Here is a 23683-nt window from a genome sequence, read left to right as displayed (position 1 = left end):
ACCTACGAGTGCCCGGCGAGGAAGGCCCCGGCGTGCGCCGCGGCCTCCTCCCGGGTCGGATAGCCGGTGGCCGCCCCGCCGCTCGTCCCGTCGGCACCGACCGCCGTCCAGCGCCAGCCCTCAGCGACCTCTTCCCGCAGCAACTCGGCGGTACCACCGAACAGTTCGAGCGAGCCCGGCCGGGCCGCCGGGCGACTGACGACCTCGGGCCACTTCTTCCGGGCGCCCTGCCGGGTGATGCCCCAGGCTGCGCCGAGCTGTTCGTAACTGGCGCCGTAGGAGCCGGCGGTGGCGGCCGCGATCGCGGTGAGCCGCTTGACCTCCGCATCCACCAGCTTCCAGGCGGACAGGACGGAGAGGGCGACTTCGGCCGGGTCGGCGTTCCACATCCGCTCCTCGGGCAGCCCGGCGGCCCGGGACCGCACGGCGGCGGCAAGGGGGTTGAGCGCGTCGAGGAGGGCCTTGGCCAGCTCCGCCTGCTCCTCTGGGGTGATCTCCACGGCAGTCATGATGACAACTGTAGTTACCGATTACGTTTTCGACAACCAACGTTACCACCAGGATCGACCCGAACCGGGCGACGAGCCCGAGTCCTTGCGCTCGGGCGCGAACGGAGTCCCGGAGGAAAGCGCCCGGCGGCCCACCACCAGCGCCTCCCCCAGGAAGCCGACGCCGATCGACAGCTGCACCGGCCGGGCGTCCGCGGCCAGGCCGTTGTGCTCGGCGAGCATCGCGAAGCCCGTCATCACCGCCAGCGAGACCGCCGCCATCAGGAAGGTCCAGCCGGTGTAGCGCTGCCACAGCACCCCCTCGCGTTCGTAGACCCGGATGGTGGCGCCGCGGATCGCCCCGAACGCGGTGCCGAGCACGGCGCCCACACCCTCCCAGACGTAGCCCCCCACCCCGAGGCCGTGGTGCTGCGACATCGCCCACAGGCCGAGGCCGGTGAGCACCACCGGCGGCCCGAAGAGGTCCCGGGCGTTCAGCGGAGACCCTGGCCGACTCCTGACACCGCGCCAAGGCTCTTGGCACAATGGCCCGATGACCCTCACCACCGCCGATGCGGACAAACTCCTGGCCGACAACTTCGCCCCCTGGGTGCAGGCGCTCGGCCTGTCCGCCATCGAGACCGGCGAGCGGCACGCCGTGCTGCGACTGCCCTGGTCCGACCAACTCGCCCGGGAGGGCGGCGGGTTGTCCGGCCAGGCGCTGATGGCCGCCGCCGACACCGCGTGCGTGGTCGCGGTCTCGGCCGCGCGCGGCGGCTTCGCGCCGATGACCACCGTCCAGCAGTCCACCAGCTTCCAGCGCGCGGTCGCCGGCCAGGACGTCCTGGTCCACGCCCGGGTGACCAAGCTCGGACGGCGGATCGCCTTCCTCGACGTCACCCTCACCGCCGAAGGCGCCGAGGAGCCCGCCGCCCAGGCCACCTCCGTCTACGCCCTGGGCTGACGCCCGCCCAGCGTCACGGTGCGACCGGCCCCGGCGGGGCGTACGAACGCCCCGCCGGGGCCGGTCGAGTCTTCGATCAGCCGGGTCAGGCCTGCAACGCCTCCTTCCTGGGCGGCTCCTCCGCGCACACCGCCGCCACGAACTCCGCGAGCCGCGCCTGCGGCAGCCCGCGCGCGATGTCCGCCTCGCTGATCATGCCGACCAGTTTGTGCTCCGGGTGGTTGATCACCGGCAGCCGGCGGACCTGGTACTGCTCCATCACGCGCAGCACCTGCTCGCAGTCCTCGTCCGCCTCCACCGTCATCGGCCGCCCCAGCGCCAGGTCGCCCGCCGTCACCTGCGCCGGGTCGCGCCCCTCCGCGACGCAGCGCAGCACGATGTCGCGGTCGGTCACGATCCCCAGCAGCTTGTCGTTCTCCCCGCAGATGGGCAGTGCGCCCACATGCCGTTCCCGCATGATCCGGGCGGCGGCCGCGAGCGTCTCGTGCTCGCGGATGCACTCCGCGCCCGGGTGCATGATGTCGCCGGCTCTGGTCATGGTCCGCCTCCTGACCTGGCTTGCTCCCTCTCGTCCATCGTGGTCCGGGCCGATGGCGCACGCCACCGGGCACCCGTCAGGACGCCGCCTCCGACTCCGTGCGCTCCTGTGCCCCGGCCCGACCGTCCGCCTCCGCGCGTCCGCGCTCCAGGTCCGTGCTCTCCAGCGGCGAGTGGGACAACAGCTCCTCCAGCGCCGGGAGTTCGTGCGTGGCCGGTTCGCGGCCGACCTCCACCTCGGGGACCTCGCCGCTCTCCACCGCCTGCTCCGCGGACTTCGCGGCGGCGGCGACCGCGGCGGCCGCCAGCAGATCGCGCTGCTGGGACTCCGTCGCGCTGTCCAGGAAGCGCAGCAGCTCCACCGGGAACGGCAGCACCAGCGTCGAGTTCTTCTCCGCCGCCACCTCCACCACGGTCTGCAGCAGCCGCAGTTGCAGGGCCGCTGGGGTCGCGCTCATCACCGCGGCCGCCTCCGACAGCCGGGCCGAGGCCTGGTACTCGCCGTCCGCCGTGATGATCCGGGCCCGCCGCTCACGCTCGGCCTCCGCCTGGCGCGCGATCGAGCGCTTCATCGACTCCGGCAGCGCGACGTCCTTGATCTCCACCCGGTCGATCTGGATGCCCCAGCCCAGCGCCGGGCTGTCGATCATCAACTCCAGCCCTTGGTTGATCGGTTCGCGGTTGGCCAGCAGGTCGTCCAGCTCGCTCTTGCCGATGATCGACCGCAGCGAGGTCTGCGCGACCTGGGAGATCGCGAAGTTGTAGTCCTGCACGTTGACCGTCGCCTTCACCGGGTCCAGCACCCGGAAGTAGACCACCGCGTCCACCCGCACGGTCACGTTGTCCCGGGTGATGCCCTCCTGCGCCGGGATCGGCATCGTCACGATCTGCACGTTCACCCGGCGCAGCCGGTCCGCGATCGGCATCAGCGCGACCAGCCCCGGCCGGCGGACCTCCTCGCGCACCCGCCCGAAGCGGAACACCACGCCCTTCTGCCACTGCTGGACCACCCGGATGCTCATGGCCGCCCACAGCGCCCCCAGCCCGGCCAGCCCCCCGAGCGCCCCCAGCACCGCATCGACGATCATCGCGGCCTCCTCGCGGCCTCCGCGCACACCGGCACGTCCGGCCACCGCCGACCCGGCCCGGCCGGGGGCCACCGGAGCAACTGGTTCCACGCTACTCCTGACCGCTGACGCCGGAACGCGACGTCCTACGGACCCTCGGAGCGGAGACCCTAGGATCGGGCCATGCCGCAGTCCCCCGCCGACGACCCCGGCCACCCCCGCCACCCCGCCGAGGCCGCCGCCCGGGCCGCCGGACTCACCGCGCTGGACCGCGTCGTCACCGGCTGCCGGGCCTGCCCCCGCCTGGTCGACTGGCGCGAGGAGACCGCCCGCACCAAGCGCCGCGCCTACCAGGACTGGGACTACTGGGCCCGCCCCATCCCCGGCTTCGGCCCGCCCGACGCCCCGCTCGTCCTGGTCGGCCTCGCCCCCGCCGCCCACGGCGCCAACCGCACCGGCCGGATCTTCACCGGCGACCCCTCCGGCGACCTCCTCTACGCCGCCCTCTACGACCTCGGGCTCGCCAACCGCCCCGAGTCGATCCGCTACGGCGACGGCCTGGAACTGTACGGCGTGCGGATCACCGACCCGGTCCGCTGCGCCCCGCCCGACAACAAGCCCAGCACCGCCGAACGCGACACCTGCCGTCCCTGGATCACCCGCGAACTGCAACTGCTGCGCCCCACCGTACGCACCGTCGTCGCCCTCGGCGGCTTCGCCTGGCAGGCCGTGCTCCCGGCGATCGCCGACGCCGGCTGGCAGGTCCCCCGCCCCCGCCCGGCCTTCGGCCACGCCGCGCGGGTCACCCTCCCCGCCCGTGACGGCGGCCCCGACCTGCGGCTCTACGGCTGCTACCACGTCAGCCCGCGCAACACCAACACCGGCCGCCTGACCACGGCGATGCTCCGCGAGCTGCTCCGCGACGCCGCCCGCTCGGCGGGGCTCAGCCCCCGGTAGCCCGTCCCGACAGCGCGGCCGGACCGGCCGCACCCGGGGGACGGGCCCTACCCGAACCGCGTCAGCTTCCGCTCCCCCGCCGGCTCCCACACCTCCGCCAGCCGGCCGCGCGCGGCCGCCGCCGCCGCGAGCTGGCGGGCGTACAGGGCGCCGTAACCGAAGGGCTCGCCACCCGCGTCCGGCTGGGCGGCGAGGGCCGCGGCGGCGACCACCGCGTCCTGGTGCTCGCCCAGGACCTCCTGGACGGCCTTCATCCGCTCCGCGTACAGCTCGGCCGCCGGGCCGACCGCCGTGGCGGCGGTCTCGCCGGCGTAGCGGGCCCGTTTGGCGCACTTGCGGGCCTCGTGCAGCGCCCGGTCGCGGTCCTCCGGGTCGGCGGTGAGGGCGGCGTGGACCCGCTCGGCCGTGCGACGCTGCTCGCGGGCCGCGACCCGGGACAGCTCGGGGACGGCCGGACGGGCCGCACGCCGCCGCAGTGGCGGGTCGGCGAGCAGGGTGGTCAGGGCCTCGGCCAGAGCGCGGCGACGGGGGCTGTCCAGGGCCGCGACCACCTCGGGCCGGACCCGGCGGTACTCGGCCTCGCCCCACCGCTCCAGCGCGCCCGCGACCCGCTCCGGTCCGCACTCGGCCGGCAGCTCGCGGGCCTGAGTGGCCAGCCGCTCGGCGAGCACCTCGCGGTCCCGGGCGCGGCCCAGGGCGGCGCCCAGCCAGCGCAGGTCGGCGACGACACCGTCGGTGGTGCCGGGGGCGAGGAGCCGACGGAAGGTCCGCAGGGCGCTGCGCAGCCGCCGGCAGGCGACCCGCATCCGGTGGACCGCGTCGGGCTCGTCCGCCCGGACGGCCTCGTCCAGACCGGCCAGCACCACGGCCTGGGCCTCGATGCGGTCGAGCAGCACCTGTCCCACCGTGGTTTCGGGCCTCGCCATGTGCGTCCACCCCCTCGTCGGGGTCGCCGGGAACGCCTTCCAGGCTAGTCGCGCGCCGACGGCTGTCGACCCCGCTTGGGCCGCTGAGGGGACGTCATGCGAGCGCGAACGACCATGTGCCCTCGTGCCGGGCGTCAGTGCCATGGCATACTCCCGAGCGTGACGACCTCCACCCATGCGACCAGGGCCCTGCGGGCCGCGGTGTTCACCGCGCTCGCCGTGCCGATGGCCGCGTTGGGCCAGGTGGTCATCACCGGCCGCCCGCTGCCGCTGTCGCTGGTGGCCACGGCGAGCGTCGTCGTCTTCCTGGTCGTGGCCGCGCTGGCCGGCGGGGAGCGGCGGCTGCTGCACATCTCCGCTGTGATGGTGCCGGTCGAGCTGCTGCTCAACACCACCTTCAACCTGGGCCAGACCGGCTGTGGGCCGGTCCTGTCCGAGCACGTGTCCGCGCGCGGGGTGAACCTCCTGGTCTGCGGCGGCGGTTCGATGGACGGCTCGCTGCTGGGCGGCCCGCTGGGCCACGCCGGGCAGTTGGCGCCCGCCGCGACCCAGCTGCTGCTCCTGGTGGTGCACCTGGCGATCGCGCTGGCCGCCTCGGCCTGGCTGCGGCTGGGCGACGCGGCGCTGTCGGGCCTGGCCCGGGCGCTGCGCGCGCTGCGCCAGTCGCTGACCCGCCCGCTGCGGGCGCTGGTCGTCCTGCTGCTCCCCGCCCCGGCGCGCCCGGTGCTGCGGGTGCCGCTGCCGGTGTCGGACCGTGAGCGGCCGCGCCGCGAGGACGTGGTGCTGAGCCCGGCGCCCCGGCGTGGTCCGCCCTCCTTCGCGCCTGCCTGCTGACCCGGTCACGTACCGGGGTTCCGTCCCGTACGTCCCGTACATCCCGTACGCCCGCAGGCAGTGCGCACGACTCCCGCGTTCACCGACCCCGCCGCACCCGTGTGTGCGGCTCCCCGCGCGCACCCGCGCGCCGCGTACAGGAGTTGACTTTCCCGTGGCTCAGTCCCCGACCAAGCAGCAGGCCAAGCGCATCAGCGTCCGTGAGCGGATCCAGGAGGCACAGCGCCGCGAGCAGCAGGCGGCCAAGCGCCGTCAGCGGATCGTCGTGACCGTCTCCGCCGTCGTCGTCCTCGCCCTCGCGGGCGGTGTCGCGCTCGCGATCAACACGGGCTCGAAGAAGGACGACAAGGCCTCTGCGGCCTCCTCCGCCGCCCCGCTGGTCGTCCCGGCCAACGCCTCCGGCCCGGACGGCACGGTGATCACCTACGGCAAGGCCGACGCCCCGCACACCATGGAGGTGTACGAGGACTTCCGCTGCCCGGTCTGCAAGCACTTCGAGGCGGCGAACGGCCAGACCGTCAAGGAGATCACCCAGGAGGGCCAGATCAAGGTGGAGTTCCACCTGGCCGCCTTCCTCGACAAGAACCTCGGCGGCAAGGGCTCGCGCACCGCGCTGGCGGCGGCCGGCGCCGCGCTCAACGAGGGCGTGGACAAGTTCAAGGCGTTCCACGACGTGCTGTACGCCAACCAGCCGGACGAGCGCAGCGACGCCTTCGGCGACGTCAACCACCTCCTCGACCTGGCCGGCCAGGTGCCCGGGCTGAAGACGGACGCCTTCGTGAAGGCCGTCACCGACAAGACCTACGCGCCGTGGGCGGCGAAGGTCGCCGACGCGTTCAACGACAGCGGGGTGACGGGCACTCCGACGGTCAAGGTGGACGGCAAGCCGATCAACCTGTTCGCCGGCAACTCCGCCGCGACTCCGGAGCAGTTCACCGCGCAGGTCAAGCAGGCCGCCGGCCTCCAGTAGGCCGCACCGCACGGCACCACCGGCCCGGCCGAACTCCCGGCCGGGCCGGCCCTTCCGAGCCAGCCACCGGAGTGCTTCCATGACCGCCGCGACCACCGTTCACCTGTCCCGACCCGCCCCCGACGCCGCCGACGCCGGCCGAGCCGCGATCGGCGCGAGCCGGGCCTTCGCGATCCTGCTGTTCCTCGGCGGGCTGATCGGGCTGGCCGCCTCGGCCGTCCTGACCTTCGACAAGCTCCGCATCCTGGAGAACCCCTCCTACGTCCCCAGCTGCAACATCAACCCGGTGATCAGCTGCGGTTCGGTGATGCGCACCGAGCAGGCCTCGGTGTTCGGCTTCCCCAACCCGCTGCTCGGCCTGGCGGCCTTCGGCGCGCTGGCGGCGATCGGCGCGGGGCTGCTGGCCGGTGCCGCGTACCGGCGCTGGTTCTGGCTGGGCCTGCAAGGCGGGACGGTGCTGGGCGTCGTGTTCACGCACTGGCTGATCGTCCAGGCGCTGTACGACATCGGCGCGCTGTGCCCGTACTGCATGGTGGTGTGGGCGACGGTGGTGGCGCTGTTCTGGTACACCACCCTGCACAACCTGCGGACGGGCGTGATCCCGGTCGGGCCGAGGATGCGGGCGGTCGTCCGGGAGGCGGCACGCTACCACTGGGCGGTGCCCGTGCTGTGGGCGGCGGTGATCGCGCTGCTGGTCCTCAACCGGTTCTGGTACTACTGGAGCACCCTGGTCTGAGACCCGCTCACCCCACGTACCCCGCCGAGTGCAGCAGTGCGGCGACGCCGGTCCGCCGGGCCTCCAGGGCCCCGGTGAGCCGGCGCGCCGCGCAGGGGTGCAGCAGGGCGACGGCCCGGGCGGGGGTGAAGTACCCGTGGTCGGCGATCTCCTCGGCCTGGAGGCGGACCACCGCATTCGTCTCGACCGTGCCGCCGTCGAACATGAAGTGCACGGCCGGGTGGGCATGTCGGCCCTGGTCGGGGATCGCCTCGCGCCACTCCACCACCAGCAGCCGCAGTTCGCCCGCCACCAGCCCCGTCTCCTCCAGCAGTTCCCGCGCGGCGCACTCGGCGGGCGCCTCCCCCGGGTCCATCCCGCCGCCGGGGAACTGCCACTGGTCGCGGTAACTGGCCTGCAGCAGCAGGACCTTGCCCTGCTCGTCGGTGAGCAGCACGCTGCACCCGATGTAGGCGCGCACTATCCCGGCGAGCCACTCCTCCTCCGAGAGGACCCAGGTCTCCGTCATCGCGCCTCCTCCGCCGGGTGCTCCTGTCGCCGCCACCGTGCCCGATCACCGTCGCGCCAAAGGCGGTTCGCGCCTAATCCACCCGATCGGGTGCCAGGGCCCGCCTCCTGGGTCCCGAGCCCCAGGGCCTAACCGAACACCGCGCGCCGGAAGGCGTTGCGCAGGTCGGTGAGCGGCTGGGTGGTCCGGTCGTAGTGCACCTTGTTGGTGAGCAGCAGCGCCCAGCGGCCGAGCCGGCGGGAGACCCAGATGCCGGTGCCGGTGAAGCCGTAGTGGACGAAGGTGCCCTCGGCGGGTTCGGTGCCGGGGGCGTACAGCCAGGACAGCCCGCGGGCGGGGGCGAGGCCGCCGGTCTGCTCGCGCAGTGATTCGGTGATCCACGCTTCGCCCCAGGGCAGTTGGGGCGGCGGGGCGAGCAGGGCGGTGAGGAAGCGGGCGAGGTCGCGGGTGGTGGAGAAGGCCCCGGCGTTGCCGGAGACCCCGCCGAGCAGCCGGGCGGAGGGGTCGTGCACCACACCGCGCAGATGGGCGCCGACCGACTCCTCGTACTCGGTGGGCGCGGTACGGGCGGTCGCCGCGGTGTCGAGCGGGCCGTACCGGGTGTCGGCCATGCCCAGCGGCCGCCAGACCCAGCGCGCGGCGAGTCGGTCCAGCGGCGCGCCGCCGAGGTCCTCGACCAGGTAGGTGAGCAGCACGGCGGCGCGGTCGGTGTACTCGACGGCGGCACCCGGTTCGCGGTGCAGCGGGGCGGCGATCACCCCGGCCCGGATCGCCGCGAGGTCCCGCCCGTAGCGCCGCTCGAAGCGGGTGCGCGGGAGCATTCCGGCCGTGTGCGCGAGGAGTTGGCGAACCGTCACGGTTCCGGACGGGTGCCCCGCGGCGGGCTGCCACCAGCGGCCGAGCGGTTCGTCCAGTGGCAGCCGCCCGGACTGCCGCAGCACGCCCGCGCAGGGCCAGAGCGCGACGATCTTGGTGAGGCTGGCGAGGTCGTACAGCGTGTCCGGACCGGGCACGAGCTCCACGTACGGGCCCTGCCCGAGCACGCCGTGGCTGCCGCCGCCGAGCGTGCCGCCGGCGTCACCGACGGCCCAGACGGCGCCCGCGCCCACGGTGCGCACGCCGTCCCGGAGCAGTCGGTCCAACTCCCCGCCGGGCTCGGCCAGGGCGGGGAGTCGTTCGGCTTCGGGGGGTCGGTGGCTCACCACGGGTGTCTACCCGGCACGGCGGCCGCTCAGACCGCCTCGACGAGCTCCTTGCCGAGGCAGACGCTCAGCGGGTGGTCCTTGTAGATGCCGAACTTCCGGATCGCGACGTAGCCCTCGGACTCGTACAGCGCGATGGCCTCGGGCTGCTCGGTGCCGGTCTCCAGGATGAAGCGGGTGCGCGAGGCCTCGACGGCGGTCCGCTCCAGGCGGCGCAGCACCGCCCTGGCCAGGCCGCGGCCGCGGGCGTCGGGTATCACGAACATCCGCTTCAGCTCGGCGTCGCCGTCGCGCAGCCCGTCCGGCCCGGCCTGCTTGGCCCGCCAGCCGCCGCAGGCGACCGGGCGGCCGTCCAGGTAGGCGATCATGAACAGTCCGGCCGGCGCCTCGAAGTCCTCGGGGTGCATCACGGTGTCGTCCGGCTCGCCGTAACGGCGGACGTACTCCTGCTGGACCTCCGCCGACAGGGCCTGGGCGTCGGGGTGGGCGTAACCGGTGACGCGGAACTCGACGGTGCCGGTGTCCTTGATGGCGGTGCTCTCCATGGTTGGAAAGCCTACGGTCCCGCCTCAGCGACCCTCGAACCGGGCGAGCAGCTCGGTCTTGCCGAACATCGCGGCGGCCTCGACGGCGGAGGGGTAGCCGGCCTTCGGGTCGGCGCCACCGGCCAGCAGGGCGTCCACGACGTCCACGGTGCCCTTGAAGACGGCTCCGGCCAGCGGGGTCTGGCCCTTGTCGTTGGCACGGTTCGGGTCGGCGCCGCGCGCGAGCAGCGCCTCGACGGTGGCGGTGTGGCCGTGGTAGGCGGCCAGCATGACCAGGGTGTCGCCGCTGCCGTTGGTGAGGTCCGCGGAGACGCCCGCGTCGACGGCGGCGGTCAGGGTGTCGGTGTCTCCGGCCCGGGCGGCGTCGAAGAGCTTCCCGGCGAGCGCGATCACCTCGGCGTCGGGGGCATCGGTCATGGCGGGCTGCCTTTCCTGGGAACTGGCGAGGGAGCGGTGCGTACCGCACCGTATCGGCCGGCGCGAAACCGGGCCAGCCGGTGTCCGGATTCCGGATGACGGCCGGCCCCGGCGGGACACCCGGCCGCGCGGGTTGCGCAGCCGTTCGAGCGACTTCCCGGAGCCCCCGGAAAGCTCCCGCCCACTCCCCGGGAATGCCTCCCGCACCGAATCCGCGCGGCACAAGGCCCCACCCCGGCCGGTTCGCATACCCCCCGTCCGTTCTCCCGGGCGGCATTGAACGGCAGAACCACCCGTTTGCACCGTTCCATCAGCTATTACTTTTTGTCACGATTAGAGCACTTTAAGTAACACTGTCCCCGTCCCCTCCCCGAGGAGCAGAACGTGATCCTCAATGTCTCCGCGCTCGTCCTGTTCGGCACCGTCGCCTTTCTGTTTTTCCGCAGAGACGGCCTGAAGATGTCGCACGCCATCGTCTGCGCCCTCTTCGGCTTCTACATCGCCGGTTCCTCGATCGCCCCGAGCATCACGGCGGGCGGCGCCAGCCTGGCGAGCCTGCTCGGCGGCATCAAGTTCTAGGACCGCCACTCCCCGTACGGGCCCGGGCGCGGATCCCACCGCCCCGGGCCCCGTCGTACCCGAGCAGTCCTCCCTCACCCCACCCGTCCCACTCGCCCGGGGAGTCACGGAATGCCGCTCCACCGCCATCTCACCAAGGGCCGCGAGATCGCCCGAACCGCCGGGGACCACGCCTCCGACATGTTCGCCCCGCTCGCCGTGATCGGCCGGGGCCTGCGTCACCACGCCGACTGGGCCAGGACCCGCTGGCAGGCCACCCCGCAGGAGCGCCGCGGCCCGACCCTGTTCCTGACCGCCGCGACGCTGATCGGCATCTACCTGCTGCCGCACGGCCTGCTGTTCGCACTGATCGCCCTGATGGCCAGCTCCGCCTGGGCCGGCCGGCCCCCCAAGGCCGCGCCCGCCCCACCCGCGCCCGACGTCACCGAGATCAAGCTGAGCGCCCTCTACTCGGCGCTCACCCCGTACCTGGGCGGGCCCGAGGACGCCAACCCGCTGTACCACTTCGAGGGCAGCTACAAGAGCGCCTTCAGCTCCTGGGAGTTCGACGGCGAGGGCCGGCTCTCCCGGCTGGAGCTGGGCTACCCGGCGTACTTCACCGACACCGAGCCGGCCGCCCGCGCACGGATCGAGCAGGTCGTCCAGGGCAAGGCCGGGCGGGCCCGGGAGTACCGCTTCGACTGGGACGAGGAGTCCAACCGGCTGCGCATCGCCGCGCTGACACCGCTGGCCACCGACATCGTCGCCCAGCACTTCGTGGCCGCCCCGGGCGAGATCGTGCTCGGCTTCACCGACGAGGACGGCACCGCCCGCACCATCCCGGTCAGCCAGGGCGGCACCACCGCCCAGCAGCCGCCGGTGGTCTGGCGCACCGGCCCGCGCTCCTCCGAGCCGCACCTACTGGCCCTCGGGGTCGCCGGCTACGGCACCTCCAGCCTGCTGCGCTCGCTCGCGCTCCAGGCCCTCCCGTACGCCGACCTGGTGGTGATCGACGGCGCCGGCACCGGGGAGCACGCCTGCCTGGTGAACCGGCCCGGCGTGTACACCGTGGAGACCAGTCTGCACGGCGCGCTGGCCGCGCTGGAGTGGGCCGCCGGGGAGACCGACCGCCGGCTCGCCGCGCTGAACGCCGCCCGGCACGCCGGGACCGCCCCGCCGGAGGACGCCACCCGGCCGCTGTGGCTGCTGCTGGACCACCCGACCGAGCTGAGTGAGCTCGCCCACGCCGAGGGCCGCCCCGACCCCCAGGACCTGCTGGAACTGCCACTGCGGCACGGCCGGGCCGCCCGGGTCACCGTGGTGATCGCCGACGACATCGAGGCCCGGGACCGGCTCACCCCGACCGTCCGGGCCACCACCCGGGCCCGGGTGGTGCTCGGCCCGGCCGGACCCGAGGAGGGCCACGCCGCACTCGGCGCACCGCTGGACATCGCGCCCGCCGCGCACGCCCCGATCGGCCGCGGCTACGCCCGGATCGGCAACGGCGCCCCGGTCCGGCTCCAGGTGCCCACCACCGTCGACCCGCTGGACGACGAGGCCCCGCCGCAGCTGCGGGACGCGGTGATCGCCCTGCTGCCGCACCGCGACAGCCGGACCGAGGCCGTCCCGGGAACGCCGCCCCGTCCGGAGCACCCGCCGACGATCCCGGCCGACGGGGCGCCCGGAGCCCACCCGGTCGACCTCGGCAAGGCCGAGCCGATGATCCGTTCCCGACCGATCTCCTGAACACGGGGAAGAGGGGGCGGCGACGGCCGTCGAATCCCGTCCCGGTAGGCTCGACACGGAAAGGCCGACCGATCACCGGATGTGAAATAGGTGACACCTGGGGTGATATCACCGGCCAGATGTGACAAATCGGGCGCTGGTGGGTACAAACAGGGGCGGCACGACAGACGACGCATGTCCCGGGACGGGAATCTTCGTCGGAAGCCGAGCGTTGACCGAACGACGAAGAACAGCGACCACTAGTCCTGTGGGCCATAAGCCCGGGAGGCACGATTCATGAGCGAGCGAGCTCTCCGCGGCACGCGACTCGGGGCCACTAGCTACGAGACCGACCGTGGTATCGATCTGGCTCCCCGCCAGACCGTCGAGTACGCATGTCAGAACGGACACCGTTTCGAGGTTCCTTTCTCGGTCGAGGCGGAGATCCCCGCGACCTGGGAATGCCGCTTCTGTGGGCAGGAGGCGGCACTTCTCGACGGTGACGAGCCGGAGGAGAAGAAGGTCAAGCCCACGCGCACCCATTGGGACATGCTGATGGAGCGCCGGACGCGCGAGGAACTGGAGGAGGTGCTGGCCGAGCGGCTGGCCGTGCTCCGCTCCGGCGGGATGAACCTCGCGGTGCACCCGCGGGACACCCGCAAGAGCGCCTGACACACCTCTCTCCCGCCGCTGGGCGGGAGGACGCGAAAAGGGACCCTGGCCACCAGGGTCCCTTTCGCGTTGTCCGGGGTGTCCGGAGCGGTACTGCCCTGGAGCGGTACGGGCCGGGAACGGCAACGGGCCGCCCGGTCGGGCGGCCCGTGCCGGTCCGTGCGGCTCAGCCGGTGATCGGCGGGCGGTAGGTGGTGTCCGGGCCCTGCGGGCCGCGCGGGCCGGCGTCCGGCTCGACCACCTCGCCCTGGATCACCTTGCCGTCCGGTCGGTGGATGCGTATCTGCTCCTGCAGCCGCATCGCGTCCGCGAACGGGTCGGCGCCGACGGTGGAGGTGCTGCGCAGCGCCTTGTCCGCGATCCGGCGCCCGGCGGCCCGCCACAGCGCCCGGGTGGGCGGGAGCAGCAGGGTCAGGGCGATCAGGTCCGACAGGAAGCCGGGGATGATCAGCAGCAGCCCGGCCAGCACGGTCATGCTGGTGCCGGTCTGCGGCTGCTGGGACTGCGGGTTCTTGCTCTGTTCGATGGCCGCCGACAGCGCCTTCAGCCCGGCCCGCTTGATCAGCGAGCCGCCGATCACCCCGCCGGCGATGAGCAGCAGCAGGACGGCGAAGCCGCCCAGCCACGAGCCCACCAGGACCAGCAGCCAGATCTCCAGCACCAGCCAGGCGGTGATCAGCAGCGGCAGCACCCGTCGGAGCCTGCTCCGCGGGGCCGGACGCGTGGGGGTAGCTTGCTGGGTCACGGTACGAATCCACTCCAAGCGGTGCTCTGCGCGCCGCACGGGGGGTCCGGGCCGGCTACGGCACCACCTGGTCCAACGATTCCCCGGCGGCGGGTGTTCCGGCGCCGGCCTTCTTGCGGCGGCCGACCAGCACGGCGGCGCCGCAGGCCAGCAGGCCGCCGATCGCCAGCGTCCACTCCGGGGCGGCGCCGACCTCGTCGGCCACCGTGGTGCCGTCGCGCAGCGGGACGGTCGCGGACAGTTCGGCCGGGGTCAGCTCCTGGGTGCGCTGCTCGACCGTGCCGTCCGGGGCGATCACCGCGCTGATACCGCTGGTGGCGGCGATCAGGACGGCCCGGCCGTGCTCGACCGCGCGCAGCCGGCTCATCGCGAGCTGCTGCTCGGGCTGGCCGGTCTCGGCGTAGGTCGCGTTGTTGGTCTGCACCACCAGGACGCGGGCGCCGCTGTCCACGGTGTCCCGGACGATCTCGTCGTAGGCCACCTCGAAGCAGATCACGTCGCCGATCTTCGCCGGGCCGAGCTGCATCACGCCGTTGTGGTCGCCCGGGTAGAAGTCGCGGGCGACCCGCTGGAGGCGGGTGATCACCTTCATCAGCTGGGCGCGGAACGGCACGTACTCGCCGAAGGGGACGGGGTGCTGCTTGGTGTAGGAGGCGCCGGGGCCGGTGACCGGGTCCCAGACGATGCCCTCGTTCTGGACGTGCTGGGCGTCCGGGCCGTCCACCAGGGTGCCGACCAGGGTGGGCACGCCGACGGCCTGGACCGCCTCGTCGATGCGCTGGCGGGCCAGCGGGTCGCTGAACGGGTCCAGGTCGGAGGAGTTCTCCGGCCAGATCACGACGTCGGGGCGCGGGAGCTTGCCGGCCTGGATGTCGGCGGCCAGCCGCTCGGTGGCCGAGGCGTGGTTGTTGAGGACCATCATCGGGCGACCGAGGAAGTCCATGCCCGGGTTGGGCACGTTGCCCTGGACGATGGCGACCTTGACGGTGTCGTTCGCGGCGGTCGGCACCGGCACGAGGTAGCCGGCCAGCAGCGCGGCCACCGCGCCGAGCGCCGCCAGCGCGGCCGCCCTGGGGGCCTTGTGCGGACCGCGCAGGCGCAGCGCGGCCCAGGCCAGCAGGGTGCCGGAGAGGGCGACGGCGAAGGTCACCAGCGGCGCGCCGCCGATCGCTGCCAGCGGGGTGAACGGGGTGGCGGTGTTGGCGAAGGCGAGCCGGCCCCAGGGGAAGCCGCCGAGCGGCAGCCGGTCGCGCGCCCACTCCTGGGTGATCCACAGGCAGGCCGCCCAGAGCGGCCAGCCGGGCAGCCGGGAGGTGAGCGCCAGCGCGCCGCCGAGCAGGGCCAGGAACAGCGCCTCGACGACGGACAGGCCGACCGTAGCGTCCCAGCCGACCACCCGCAGCCAGCTGAGCAGCATCAGGAAGAACGGCAGGCCGAAGGCGAAGCCCGTCCACAGGCCCTGGCGGAAGGTGCGGCCGCGGGTGAGCAGCGAGAGCGCGGCGACGCCGAGCAGCGACAGCGGCCAGAGGTCGTAGGGCGGGAAGGCCAGCGCGAGCAGCAGGCCGGCCAGTGCGGCGAGGCCGGTCCGGGGCAGCCCGGCGCGGACCTTGGCGAGCGCGCGGGCGGCGCGGCCGGGCTTGCCGGGTGTGGGGGCCGGGTCCTGCGGCTCCGGAGCGGTCCCGGACCGCTCCTGGGTGACGGGCATGGCCACCGGCGCACCATCTTCCTGGGGCTTGCTGTTCGGACGCTGTCCGAAGAAGGTACCCCGGAAGGTCGGTGTCGCGTGAGGTCAGGGTGGTACGGTCCGCCCCCGGTCCGCCCCCTCTCCGGCCCCCTCTCTCCGGTCCCCTCTCCGGCCCCCTCCGCCGGGCCCGCCCGCGCCCGGATCAGCGCTCGGCGTAGCGGACGTCGCGCAGCGGCCAGTGCTCGGCGAGCCAGCCGGAGACGGCCCGGTACAGCGGGGCGTCCAGCTCGGCGCGGTCGGCCCGGACCCAGGAGCTGACCGAGACCACGGACGGGTCCTCGCGGTCCGGGTACATGTAGACGCAGCCGATCACCTCGTCCCGGTCCGGTTCCAGGACGGTGTAGGTGAAGCCGGTGCGGGCCTCGAAGTCGGCGGCGTGGCGGCGCAGGTCGTCGAGGTTGCGGTCGAGCGGCATTCCGCCCGCGGGCGGCCAGCCGCGGCCCGCCCAGCCGGGGGTGGCGCGGATGTGGTCGATGCTGCCGGTCCACGCGGCGTGGTCGGAGTCGTTGTGCTGCTCGCCCAGGGGCTCCAGGCGGAACTCCGGGGCGAGCAGCTCGCGCGGGACGGTGAAGTCGGCGGGCACCAGGGGGTCGGTCGTCATGGTGAGCAACCTAAGCGCGCCGGGCCCGCCGGCTCATCCGGTTTGGCGCTGGTGCACGGTGCGGCCGCGGACCACGGTGCGCAGGCAGGTGGGCAGCTCGCGGCCCGGGGTGAGGTCGGGCAGGCCGGGGGTGCCGGAGCGCGGGTCGGTGGACCAGCCGGCCACCCGGGCGTCGGGGGCCTGGACGACCAGTTCCTCGGCGGCCCAGATCGCGTAGCTGGCGACCGCGCCGGGGACCAGCACGCCGTCCTGGTCGCGGCCGATCGCGCGCCAGCCGCCGCGGGTGTGGGCGGTGAAGGCGGCGCGGACCGAGATCCGGTGCTCCAGGTTCTGGTGGAAGGCCGCCGCGCGGATGGTGCCCCAGGGGTCGAGCGGGGTGACCGGGGCGTCCGAGCCGAAGGCCAGCGGGACGCCGGCCCGCAGCAGGGCGGCGAAGGGATTGAGCGCGGCGGCCCGCTCGGTGCCCAGGCGCTGCACGTACATGCCGTCCGGGCCGCCCCAGGCGGCGTCGAAGGCGGGCTGGACGGAGGCGGTGAGGCCGAGCTCGGCGAAGGCGGCGATGGCCTTGTCGTCCAGGGCCTCGGCGTGCTCGACGCGGTGGCGCAGGGCCTTGACCCGGCCGGCGCCGACCCGTTCGCCGGCCGCGCGGACGCCCTCGACGACCGCCGCCACGGCGGCGTCGCCGATGGCGTGGAAGCCGGCCTGCAGCCCGGCCTCGGTGCAGGCGGCGACGTGGTCGGCGACCTGCTCGGCGCTCAGGTAGGCAGTGCCGGTGTGCTCGGCGTCGGCGTACGGGGTGTGCAGGCAGGCGGTGCGCGAGCCGAGCGCGCCGTCCACGAAGAGGTCGCCGCCGGCACCCACCGCGCCGAGTCGGCCGGCGGTCTCGATGCCGCCCAACTCGCCCCAGTAGCCGAAGACTTCGGGGCCCTCGCGGTCGGCGGCCAGCTCCAGCAGGGCGGCCAGGTCGGCCTCGGAGGAGATCTCCGGGCCCGCGCACTCGTGCAGGGCGCCGATGCCGAGTTCGGCGGCGCGCGCGAGGGTGGCGCGCTGGGCGCGGCGGCGCTGCTCGGGGGTGAGGTGGGCGAGCGCGGTCTGCCGGACGGCGTGGTGGGCGTCCTTGGTGAGCGGACCCTCGGCGTCGAAGCCGGGCCGCTCGGTGAGGCCCTCGGCGAGGGTGCGCAGCGCGGTGGTGGCGAGCGCGGAGTGCACGTCGGTGCGGGAGAGGTAGAGCGCGGCGCCGCGGGCGGCGTCGTCGAGCTCGGCGAGCGTGGGCGGGCGGCCCTCGGGCCAGCCGCTCTCGTCCCAGCCGTGACCGATCAGTACCCCGCCGGACTCGGGCCGGGCTTCGACGTAGGCGGTGACGGCCGCCAGGGTGGCGGCCAGCGAGGGGCTGCCGGTGAGGTCGAGGCCGGTGAGCGCCAGACCGGTGGAGGTGGCGTGGACGTGGGCGTCCACGAAGGCGGGGGTGACCAGGGCGCCGTCCAGCTCGACGATCTCGTCCGCGGTGGCGGCGTACGCCTCGGCGGCGCCGTCGCTGCCGACCCAGGCGATGTGCTCGCCCTCCACGAGCATCGCGGTGGCGAAGGGATCGGCGGGGCTGTAGACGGCGCCGCCGCGCAGCAGGACGGTTCGTGGGGTGCGTTCGGTCATGCCGCTAAGTCTGCACCCCACCGGTTCGACCTCAGAGCTTCGGGGGTCGGGCCTCGTAGGGGGTGGAGAGCACGACGGTGGTGCGGGTGGAGACGCCGGCGGCGCTGCGGATGCGGGCGAGCAGGTCCTCCAGGTCGCCGGGGGCGCCGACACGCACCTTGAGGATGTAGTTCTCGTCGCCGGCGACGCTGTGGCAAGCCTCGATCTCGGGCAGGCCAGCCAGTCTCTCCGGGGTGTCGTCCGGGGCGCTGGGGTCGAAGGGTTTGACCGAGATGAACGCGGTCAGCGCCAGGTCGACGGCGTCGGGGTCGATGATCGCGGTGTAGCCGCGGATCACCCCGCGCTGTTCGAGGCGGCGCACCCGCTGGTGCACCGCCGAGGTGGACAGGCCGGTGGCCTTGCCCAGGTCCGTGTAGCTCATCCGGCCGTCCTCTAGGAGCAGCTGGACGATGCGTTGGTCGAGATCCTCCACAGTGCGCAAACCTACCCGCTGGGGAGTACGGGGGCGCACGCGGTGGCGCATCGCCCCGAGCCGAAGGGCGTGCCGGTGCCGAAAGCGACGGGCGACGAGTAGAGGACGAGCGCCGGAGGGTGGACCCCTTCTGCCCGAGGGCGGGCAAGGAGGGTGCACGTCGGCGCCGGGTCAAGGGCGCACGGAGGCGAGCGGGCGGATCACTGGAAGGCCTGCAGGTGTCAGACAGGCAAGTGCCGGATGAATGTGGCGCGCGGTGTGGCCAAGGACACACCCGGTGCATCACGGTGCACATCACCGCAGGGTTATGAGCCCGAATCACAGGGAAGTGCTGGTTGTGGCCCTGAGCGACCACGCCGGGCCCGATCCTAGGGGGATCCTCATGCCTGCTACTGACCAGCGCGTGCTGGGCGCCGACGAGACCGACGATATGACCGGCCGCGACGACCTCGCGGTCGACCACGCGCCGGGCAGCGACCCCGTCGAGGTCGAGACCTGGGACGTCTTCCGGGTCCACTGCCCCGAGTGCCGCCGTCCGATCGCCCTGGTGGCGGACGAGGAACGGCTGCCGCAGCACGCCCTGCTCCCCACCGCCTGGAATCCCTTCGCCCCCGCGATCTGCCCGGGTTCGGGTGCGCCGACCGACGACCTGGCGGAGGTCGAGGAAGCGGAGGACGCCGAGTCGGCCGGCTTCAACGCGCTGTTCAAGCTCCCGAGCGAGCTCGACTGGCGCACCCAGCCGTTCTCGCACGCGCTGGTGCACCGTCCGGCGCGGGGCGCGGCCGGTCAGGCCCAGGCCGCGCGGCCGGTCACGACGGTCATCCCGGAGCAGCGCCGGCGGCTGGTGCGGCGCTGACCGCCGCCCGCCGTACGTGAATTGACGCTCGGTCGAGAACGCCTGCGGCCGTCACTCCGCACCCTGGAGTGACGGCCGCAGGCCGTATCGGGGAAGGTTCGTCAGGCCTTCGTGAGGTGACGGCCGATCACCAGCCGCTGGATCTGGTTGGTGCCCTCGACGATCTGCAGCACCTTGGCCTCGCGCATGAAGCGCTCGGCCGGGAAGTCCTGGGTGTAGCCGTAGCCGCCGAGCACCTGGACGGCGTCGGTGGTCACCCGCATCACCGTGTCGGTGCAGAACAGCTTGGCCATCGCCGCCTCCTTGGAGAACGGCCGGCCCGCGTCCCGCAGCCGCGCGGCGGACAGGTAGAGCGCGCGCCCGGCCTCGATCTGGGTGGCCATGTCGGCGAGCATGAAGGACAGGCCCTGGAACTCGGCGATCGGGCGGCCGAACTGGCTCCGGGTGCGTGCGTAGTCCACCGCGAGGTCGAGCGCGGCCTGGGCGACGCCGATCGCGCAGGCGGCGATGCCGAGACGGCCGGAGTCCAGCGCGGCGAGCGCGATCTGGAAGCCCTGGCCCTCCTCGCCGATCAGCCGGTCGCGGGAGACCCGGGCACCGTCGAAGTGCAGCTGGGCGGTCGGCGAGGAGCGCATGCCCATCTTGTGCTCCGGCGGCGCGGCCGACAGGCCCTGCTGGGCGCCGGGGACGAGCAGGCAGCTGATGCCCTTGGGGCCCTCGACGCCGGTGCGCACCAGGGCGCTGTAGAAGTCGGCCTGCCCGCCGTGGGTGATCCACGCCTTGGTGCCGTTGACGACGTACTCCTCGCCGTCCAGGTCGGCGCGGGTGCGCAGGGCGGCCGCGTCCGAGCCGGACTGCGGCTCGGAGAGGCAGTAGGCGCCGAGCTGCTCGCCGGAGAGCATGCCGGGCAGCCACTGCTCGCGCTGCTCGTCGCTGCCGAAGGTGGCCAGCGCATGGCAGGACAGGGTGTGCACGCTGACACCGAGGCCGACGGCCAGCCAGCCGGCCGCGAGCTCCTCCAGCACCTGCAGGTACACCTCGTACGGCTGCTCGCCGCCGCCGTACTTCTCGTCGTACGGGAGGGACAGCAGGCCGGCCTCGCCGAGGGTGCGGAAGACCTCCCGGGGGAAGCGGCCGACGGCCTCGTCCTCCGCCGCGCGCGGCTGCAGCTCGCGCTGGACCAGGTCCCGGGTGAGGCTCAGCAGCTCGCGGGCCTCCTCGCTCGGCAGCTGGCGCTCCACGGCTTTCACGGGGGAGGGGGTCATGGCGGCGGTCGCCTCCTCGATCGGGCACCGGACCGAGGGTGTCGGCTGGTCCGGCGCGGGGTGTGGCAGGTCTGCCCGACCGGCACCGGGTTGCGGTGAACGGCCGTTCACAGGCTTGGCGAAGGCGAGTATGCCCGAAACCCGCGCCGCCGTCACGACCAGCACAGATGAACTGTCCGCAGTGGTGGGCTACGGCACCGTAGGGTTGACGTTGTGGCTGTTTCCGGAACCCTCCCCTCCCCCCGTACGCCCGCGACCGGCGATCCGCTGACCTCGCTCGCCGCCGAGCTGCGCGCGCTGCCGCCCTCCTGCGGACCGGTGCGGCTGGTCGCGGTGGACGGGCACGCGGGCTCCGGCAAGACGACCTTCGCCGGGCGGCTGGCGGCGGCGCTCGACGGGGCTCCGGTGGTCCACCTCGACGACCTGGCCACCCACACCGAGTTCTTCGAATGGACCGGGCGGCTGCGCGAGCAGGTGCTGGAGCCGCTGGCGGCCGGCCGGGACGCCTCGTACCGGGTGTACGACTGGACGCTGTGCCGCTTCGCGGCCACCGCCGCGGTGCCGGCCGCCCCGGTGGTGCTGGTGGAGGGGGTCGGCGCGGGGCGCCGGGAGGTGCGCCCCCGGCTGGCCCGGGTGATCTGGATGGAGCTGGACGCCGTCGCGGCCCGGCGGCGCGGCGAGGAGCGGGACGGTCCGGAACTGGCCGAGTTCTGGGCCGGCTGGGCGCGGGCGGAGGCGGCGCACTTCGCCGGCGACCCGAGCCGCCCGTACGCCGCCACGCGCGTGGACGGGGTGACCGGACGGATCCTGCCGGGTACCGTCGGTGAACCTTCAACAAGCCCTTGACCTGCGACATCACCAGGATCTAGGTTCTCCTCAGCCGCCGGAACGCACTGTTCCGGCCGCCTCGGACCCGACGTCCCCGGCTTGTTCCCCCGTGAGCCGGGGGCGTCGTCCGGTCCGCTCCCACGTTGCGTCCCGCCGTCGGCGTTGCCCGGCTTTTCAGCCATCCGACCGCTCAACGACCGTGTACGCGATCCCATTTGACCCCGTACGGCACCCTTCCGGATCAGCCCCGCGCCGGTACGATTCCTGGCAGGCGCATATGCGCCCCGGGGGCTTCCGACCACCGGCCCGGCAACGCTGAGGCGAACCGCCGGCCGAGCCCCGGGCCACACCGCGGGGGGCGTGAGTGACGACGGTGGACAGTTCCGACAGCACGGCGGGCGGCCCGGACCGGCTCGCCGACCGCGCCTGGCTGCGTGCCATGGACGCCTACACGGCCGGCGCCTACGCCCGCGCCGAGGAGGAGTTCCGGGCCGCCGTCCGGCTGGACCCGGGCATGGCCGACGCCTGGCTCGGCCTGCACGCCCTGCGCAGCGACACCTCGGCGGCCCTGCTGGCCATGTACCGCCACCAGAAGCGCTTCGGCGAGCAGCGGCGACTGCACCGGCGCCCGCTCAGCTCCTGGTACTGGCTGGGCTGGTGGGTGCAACCCGTCCTGGAGGACGCCCGCGACCTCGCGCTGGCGCACGCCTCGCACTGGCTGGACGGCCGCCACCTGGCCGAGCTGGACCGGGCACTGGAGCAGTGCCCGGCGCCCAGCGAGGACCCGTCCGCCCAGTTCCTGTACGCCTGCCGCTCCTATCTGCTCAAGGACTGGGAGCAGCTGATCCGGGACACCGACCACCTGCTGGACGACCCACTGCTGGGCATAGAGGCCGGGCTGTTCGCCGGGATGGCGCGGGTCCGCCTCGACATGTGCGCCCAGGCGCAGGCGCCGCTGGCCGCCTCGCTGGCGCGCTGCCGCTCCGAGCAGCCGCAGCGCAAGGAGCTGCGGTACTGGCTGGCCCGGGCGTACGAGGGGGCCGGACGCAGTGCGGCGGCACTGCCGCTGTACCGGGCGGTGCACCGGGCGGATCCGGCGTTCATGGACACCGCGACCCGGCTGGCGGCCATCGCGGCGGAGGACGCGCTCGCGGACGGGCTGCTGGCGGGCGGGCTCTCGGGCGGGGCGGAGACGACCGGGCCGGGGTACCGGGACGACACCGGGTACGCCGAAGGGCCGTTCTACGGTGAGGAGTTCGGGACCGGGACGGCCGCGCCGGGAGGCGGGCCCTCGGTCGACGCGAGCCTGGTGGACGGCGTCACCGGCGGCGTCGCGGACGGCATCGCGGACGGCGCTCCGGCCGGGCCGACGGGCGGCAGCGCTCCGCAGGCGGCCGGGGAGCGGTCCGGCTCGGGCCTCCCGGCCGGCCCCGCCGCACCCGTCCCGCTGCCGGTCCGCGGCGCGGCGCAGCCCCGGGTCGCGCCCGAGCCCGCGCCCGCCCAGCCGGAGGGCGACGAGCGGGAGTTGGACGCGGCACTGGCCGAACTCTCACTGATGGTGGGCCTGGAGCCGGTGAAGCGACAAGTACGGGCGCTCTCGGCCCAGTTGAGAATGAGCCGGCTGCGCGCCGAACAGGGCCTGCCGGTCCAACCACCGAAGCGGCACTTCGTCTTCTCCGGCCCCTCCGGCACCGGCAAGACCACCGTGGCGCGGATCCTCGGCCGGGTCTTCCACGCCCTCGGCCTGCTCTCCGGCGACCACCTGGTGGAGGCCCAAAGAGCCGACCTGGTCGGGGAGTTCCTCGGCCAGACGGCCGTCAAAGCGAACGACCTGATCGACTCCGCGCTGGACGGCGTGCTGTTCATCGACGAGGCGTACAGCCTCTCCAACTCCGGCTACACCAAGGGCGACGCGTACGGCGACGAGGCGCTGCAGGTGCTGCTGAAGCGGGCCGAGGACAACCGGGACCGGCTGGTGGTGATCCTGGCCGGCTACCCCGAGGGGATGAACCGGCTGCTCGCCACCAACCCCGGCCTCAACTCCCGCTTCACCACCCGGGTCGACTTCCCCAGCTACCGCCCGAACGAGCTGACCGCGATCGGCGCGGCACTGGCCGGCCGGGACGGCGACGGCTGGGACGACGACGCGGCCGAGGAGCTGGCCAGCATCTGCACCCACGTGGTGCGCGAGGGCTGGATCGACGAGCTGGGCAACGGCCGGTTCATCCGCACCCTGTACGAGAAGTCCTGCGCCTACCGGGACCTGCGGCTGTCGCTGCTGCGCGAGCCGCCGGGCCGGGAGGACCTGGCGACGCTGCGGCTCCCGGACCTGGTGCAGGCCTACGGGGAGCTGATCGACGGCCGGGGCTGACGACCGGCTCCCCCTCCCACCGGCTCCCCTACGACCCGCTCCCCC

Annotated in this window: 26 protein-coding genes; 11 read left to right on the top strand and 15 right to left on the bottom strand. The window is 73.9% G+C overall.

Annotation, left to right across the window (positions count from 1 at the left end; genetic code table 11):
• Positions 1–2: 2 nt before the first annotated feature.
• Both ACGF12_RS14315 and ACGF12_RS14310 read right to left on the bottom strand, forming a co-directional pair.
• The gene (locus ACGF12_RS14315; protein WP_393028606.1) at positions 3–509 is read right to left on the bottom strand and encodes a hypothetical protein; all 507 of its coding nucleotides are present in this window, start codon (positions 507–509) and stop codon (positions 3–5) included.
• Positions 510–551: 42 nt separating this feature from the next.
• Positions 552–956, bottom strand: a complete 405-nt coding sequence (locus ACGF12_RS14310) for a DUF1453 domain-containing protein (protein WP_393028604.1) — start codon at positions 954–956, stop codon at positions 552–554.
• 85 nt (positions 957–1041) lie between these two features.
• Here ACGF12_RS14310 and ACGF12_RS14305 point away from each other — a divergent pair, with 85 nt between their 5' ends.
• Positions 1042–1452 carry a PaaI family thioesterase gene (locus tag ACGF12_RS14305; RefSeq protein WP_393028602.1) on the top strand — a complete coding sequence of 137 codons (411 nt, stop codon included), beginning with the start codon at positions 1042–1044 and terminating at the stop codon, positions 1450–1452.
• 85 nt (positions 1453–1537) lie between these two features.
• Here ACGF12_RS14305 and ACGF12_RS14300 read toward each other — a convergent pair whose 3' ends face one another.
• Entirely contained in the window at positions 1538–1990 is a 453-nt protein-coding gene (locus ACGF12_RS14300) for a CBS domain-containing protein (RefSeq protein WP_393028600.1), read from the bottom strand.
• 76 nt (positions 1991–2066) lie between these two features.
• Positions 2067–3011, bottom strand: a complete 945-nt coding sequence (locus ACGF12_RS14295; protein WP_393028747.1) for a slipin family protein — start codon at positions 3009–3011, stop codon at positions 2067–2069.
• Positions 3012–3239: 228 nt separating this feature from the next.
• Here ACGF12_RS14295 and ACGF12_RS14290 point away from each other — a divergent pair, with 228 nt between their 5' ends.
• Positions 3240–4013, top strand: a complete 774-nt coding sequence (locus tag ACGF12_RS14290) for a uracil-DNA glycosylase (RefSeq protein ID WP_393028598.1) — start codon at positions 3240–3242, stop codon at positions 4011–4013.
• Between the two features lie 47 nt (positions 4014–4060).
• Here ACGF12_RS14290 and ACGF12_RS14285 read toward each other — a convergent pair whose 3' ends face one another.
• On the bottom strand, positions 4061–4939 hold the full coding sequence (locus tag ACGF12_RS14285) for a CHAD domain-containing protein (RefSeq protein WP_393028596.1): 879 nt from the start codon (positions 4937–4939) through the stop codon (positions 4061–4063).
• A gap of 159 nt (positions 4940–5098) precedes the next feature.
• On the opposite strand from ACGF12_RS14285, the gene ACGF12_RS14280 reads away from it, so the two are divergent.
• From ACGF12_RS14280 to ACGF12_RS14270, 3 genes are all read left to right on the top strand, one after another.
• A complete protein-coding gene (locus ACGF12_RS14280; RefSeq protein WP_393028595.1) occupies positions 5099–5773 on the top strand; it encodes a hypothetical protein in 675 nt (224 codons plus the stop codon).
• 154 nt (positions 5774–5927) lie between these two features.
• On the top strand, positions 5928–6743 hold the full coding sequence (locus ACGF12_RS14275) for a DsbA family protein (protein WP_393028594.1): 816 nt from the start codon (positions 5928–5930) through the stop codon (positions 6741–6743).
• Positions 6744–6822: 79 nt separating this feature from the next.
• Positions 6823–7479 (top strand): vitamin K epoxide reductase family protein, encoded by a 657-nt coding sequence (locus ACGF12_RS14270; protein ID WP_393028593.1) that lies wholly within the window; start codon positions 6823–6825, stop codon positions 7477–7479.
• A 7-nt stretch (positions 7480–7486) separates the two neighbouring features.
• Here ACGF12_RS14270 and ACGF12_RS14265 read toward each other — a convergent pair whose 3' ends face one another.
• From ACGF12_RS14265 to ACGF12_RS14250, 4 genes are all read right to left on the bottom strand, one after another.
• Positions 7487–7987 carry an NUDIX domain-containing protein gene (locus ACGF12_RS14265; protein WP_393028592.1) on the bottom strand — a complete coding sequence of 167 codons (501 nt, stop codon included), beginning with the start codon at positions 7985–7987 and terminating at the stop codon, positions 7487–7489.
• A gap of 128 nt (positions 7988–8115) precedes the next feature.
• Positions 8116–9189 carry a serine hydrolase domain-containing protein gene (locus ACGF12_RS14260; RefSeq protein ID WP_393028591.1) on the bottom strand — a complete coding sequence of 358 codons (1074 nt, stop codon included), beginning with the start codon at positions 9187–9189 and terminating at the stop codon, positions 8116–8118.
• Positions 9190–9218: 29 nt separating this feature from the next.
• A complete protein-coding gene (locus tag ACGF12_RS14255; RefSeq protein WP_393028590.1) occupies positions 9219–9734 on the bottom strand; it encodes a GNAT family N-acetyltransferase in 516 nt (171 codons plus the stop codon).
• 24 nt (positions 9735–9758) lie between these two features.
• Positions 9759–10151 (bottom strand): ankyrin repeat domain-containing protein, encoded by a 393-nt coding sequence (locus ACGF12_RS14250; RefSeq protein ID WP_393028589.1) that lies wholly within the window; start codon positions 10149–10151, stop codon positions 9759–9761.
• A gap of 384 nt (positions 10152–10535) precedes the next feature.
• Between ACGF12_RS14250 and ACGF12_RS14245 the strand changes: the two genes are divergently transcribed.
• The 3 genes from ACGF12_RS14245 to ACGF12_RS14235 all read left to right on the top strand — a co-directional run bounded on the left by ACGF12_RS14245 (position 10536) and on the right by ACGF12_RS14235 (position 13106).
• Positions 10536–10730: a hypothetical protein gene (locus tag ACGF12_RS14245; RefSeq protein ID WP_355669189.1), complete on the top strand. Its 195-nt coding sequence runs from the start codon at positions 10536–10538 to the stop codon at positions 10728–10730.
• Positions 10731–10841: 111 nt separating this feature from the next.
• A complete protein-coding gene (locus ACGF12_RS14240; RefSeq protein WP_393028588.1) occupies positions 10842–12455 on the top strand; it encodes a hypothetical protein in 1614 nt (537 codons plus the stop codon).
• Positions 12456–12731: 276 nt separating this feature from the next.
• Positions 12732–13106: an RNA polymerase-binding protein RbpA gene (locus tag ACGF12_RS14235; protein WP_355365562.1), complete on the top strand. Its 375-nt coding sequence runs from the start codon at positions 12732–12734 to the stop codon at positions 13104–13106.
• A 166-nt stretch (positions 13107–13272) separates the two neighbouring features.
• Here the strand turns inward: ACGF12_RS14235 and fxsA are convergent, their stop codons facing one another.
• From fxsA to ACGF12_RS14210, 5 genes are all read right to left on the bottom strand, one after another.
• Positions 13273–13851 carry an FxsA family membrane protein gene (gene fxsA, locus ACGF12_RS14230; RefSeq protein ID WP_393028587.1) on the bottom strand — a complete coding sequence of 193 codons (579 nt, stop codon included), beginning with the start codon at positions 13849–13851 and terminating at the stop codon, positions 13273–13275.
• Positions 13852–13906: 55 nt separating this feature from the next.
• Positions 13907–15556: an apolipoprotein N-acyltransferase gene (lnt, locus tag ACGF12_RS14225; RefSeq protein WP_393028745.1), complete on the bottom strand. Its 1650-nt coding sequence runs from the start codon at positions 15554–15556 to the stop codon at positions 13907–13909.
• 181 nt (positions 15557–15737) lie between these two features.
• Positions 15738–16196 (bottom strand): N-acetyltransferase, encoded by a 459-nt coding sequence (locus tag ACGF12_RS14220; protein ID WP_393028586.1) that lies wholly within the window; start codon positions 16194–16196, stop codon positions 15738–15740.
• Between the two features lie 33 nt (positions 16197–16229).
• The gene (locus tag ACGF12_RS14215; RefSeq protein WP_393028585.1) at positions 16230–17846 is read right to left on the bottom strand and encodes an amidohydrolase; all 1617 of its coding nucleotides are present in this window, start codon (positions 17844–17846) and stop codon (positions 16230–16232) included.
• Between the two features lie 31 nt (positions 17847–17877).
• A complete protein-coding gene (locus ACGF12_RS14210) occupies positions 17878–18318 on the bottom strand; it encodes an Lrp/AsnC family transcriptional regulator (protein ID WP_045694655.1) in 441 nt (146 codons plus the stop codon).
• 382 nt (positions 18319–18700) lie between these two features.
• Between ACGF12_RS14210 and ACGF12_RS14205 the strand changes: the two genes are divergently transcribed.
• Complete coding sequence (locus ACGF12_RS14205; RefSeq protein ID WP_393028584.1) at positions 18701–19174, top strand: hypothetical protein; 474 nt, start codon at positions 18701–18703, stop codon at positions 19172–19174.
• A 101-nt stretch (positions 19175–19275) separates the two neighbouring features.
• On the opposite strand, the gene ACGF12_RS14200 is transcribed toward ACGF12_RS14205, so the two are convergent.
• A complete protein-coding gene (locus tag ACGF12_RS14200; RefSeq protein ID WP_393028583.1) occupies positions 19276–20439 on the bottom strand; it encodes an acyl-CoA dehydrogenase family protein in 1164 nt (387 codons plus the stop codon).
• A 213-nt stretch (positions 20440–20652) separates the two neighbouring features.
• Here ACGF12_RS14200 and ACGF12_RS14195 point away from each other — a divergent pair, with 213 nt between their 5' ends.
• Together ACGF12_RS14195 and ACGF12_RS14190 are read left to right on the top strand one after the other, a co-directional pair.
• A complete protein-coding gene (locus tag ACGF12_RS14195) occupies positions 20653–21285 on the top strand; it encodes a uridine kinase (protein WP_393028582.1) in 633 nt (210 codons plus the stop codon).
• Positions 21286–21706: 421 nt separating this feature from the next.
• On the top strand, positions 21707–23638 hold the full coding sequence (locus ACGF12_RS14190) for an AAA family ATPase (RefSeq protein ID WP_393028743.1): 1932 nt from the start codon (positions 21707–21709) through the stop codon (positions 23636–23638).
• The last annotated feature ends 45 nt before the right edge of the window (positions 23639–23683 follow it).

Origin of the sequence: Kitasatospora sp. NPDC048296 (assembly GCF_043201815.1) — a bacterium.
GTDB lineage: Bacteria > Actinomycetota > Actinomycetes > Streptomycetales > Streptomycetaceae > Kitasatospora.
Note: the sequence above shows the minus strand (reverse complement) of the source record. Positions and strands in the feature narration are given on the sequence as shown.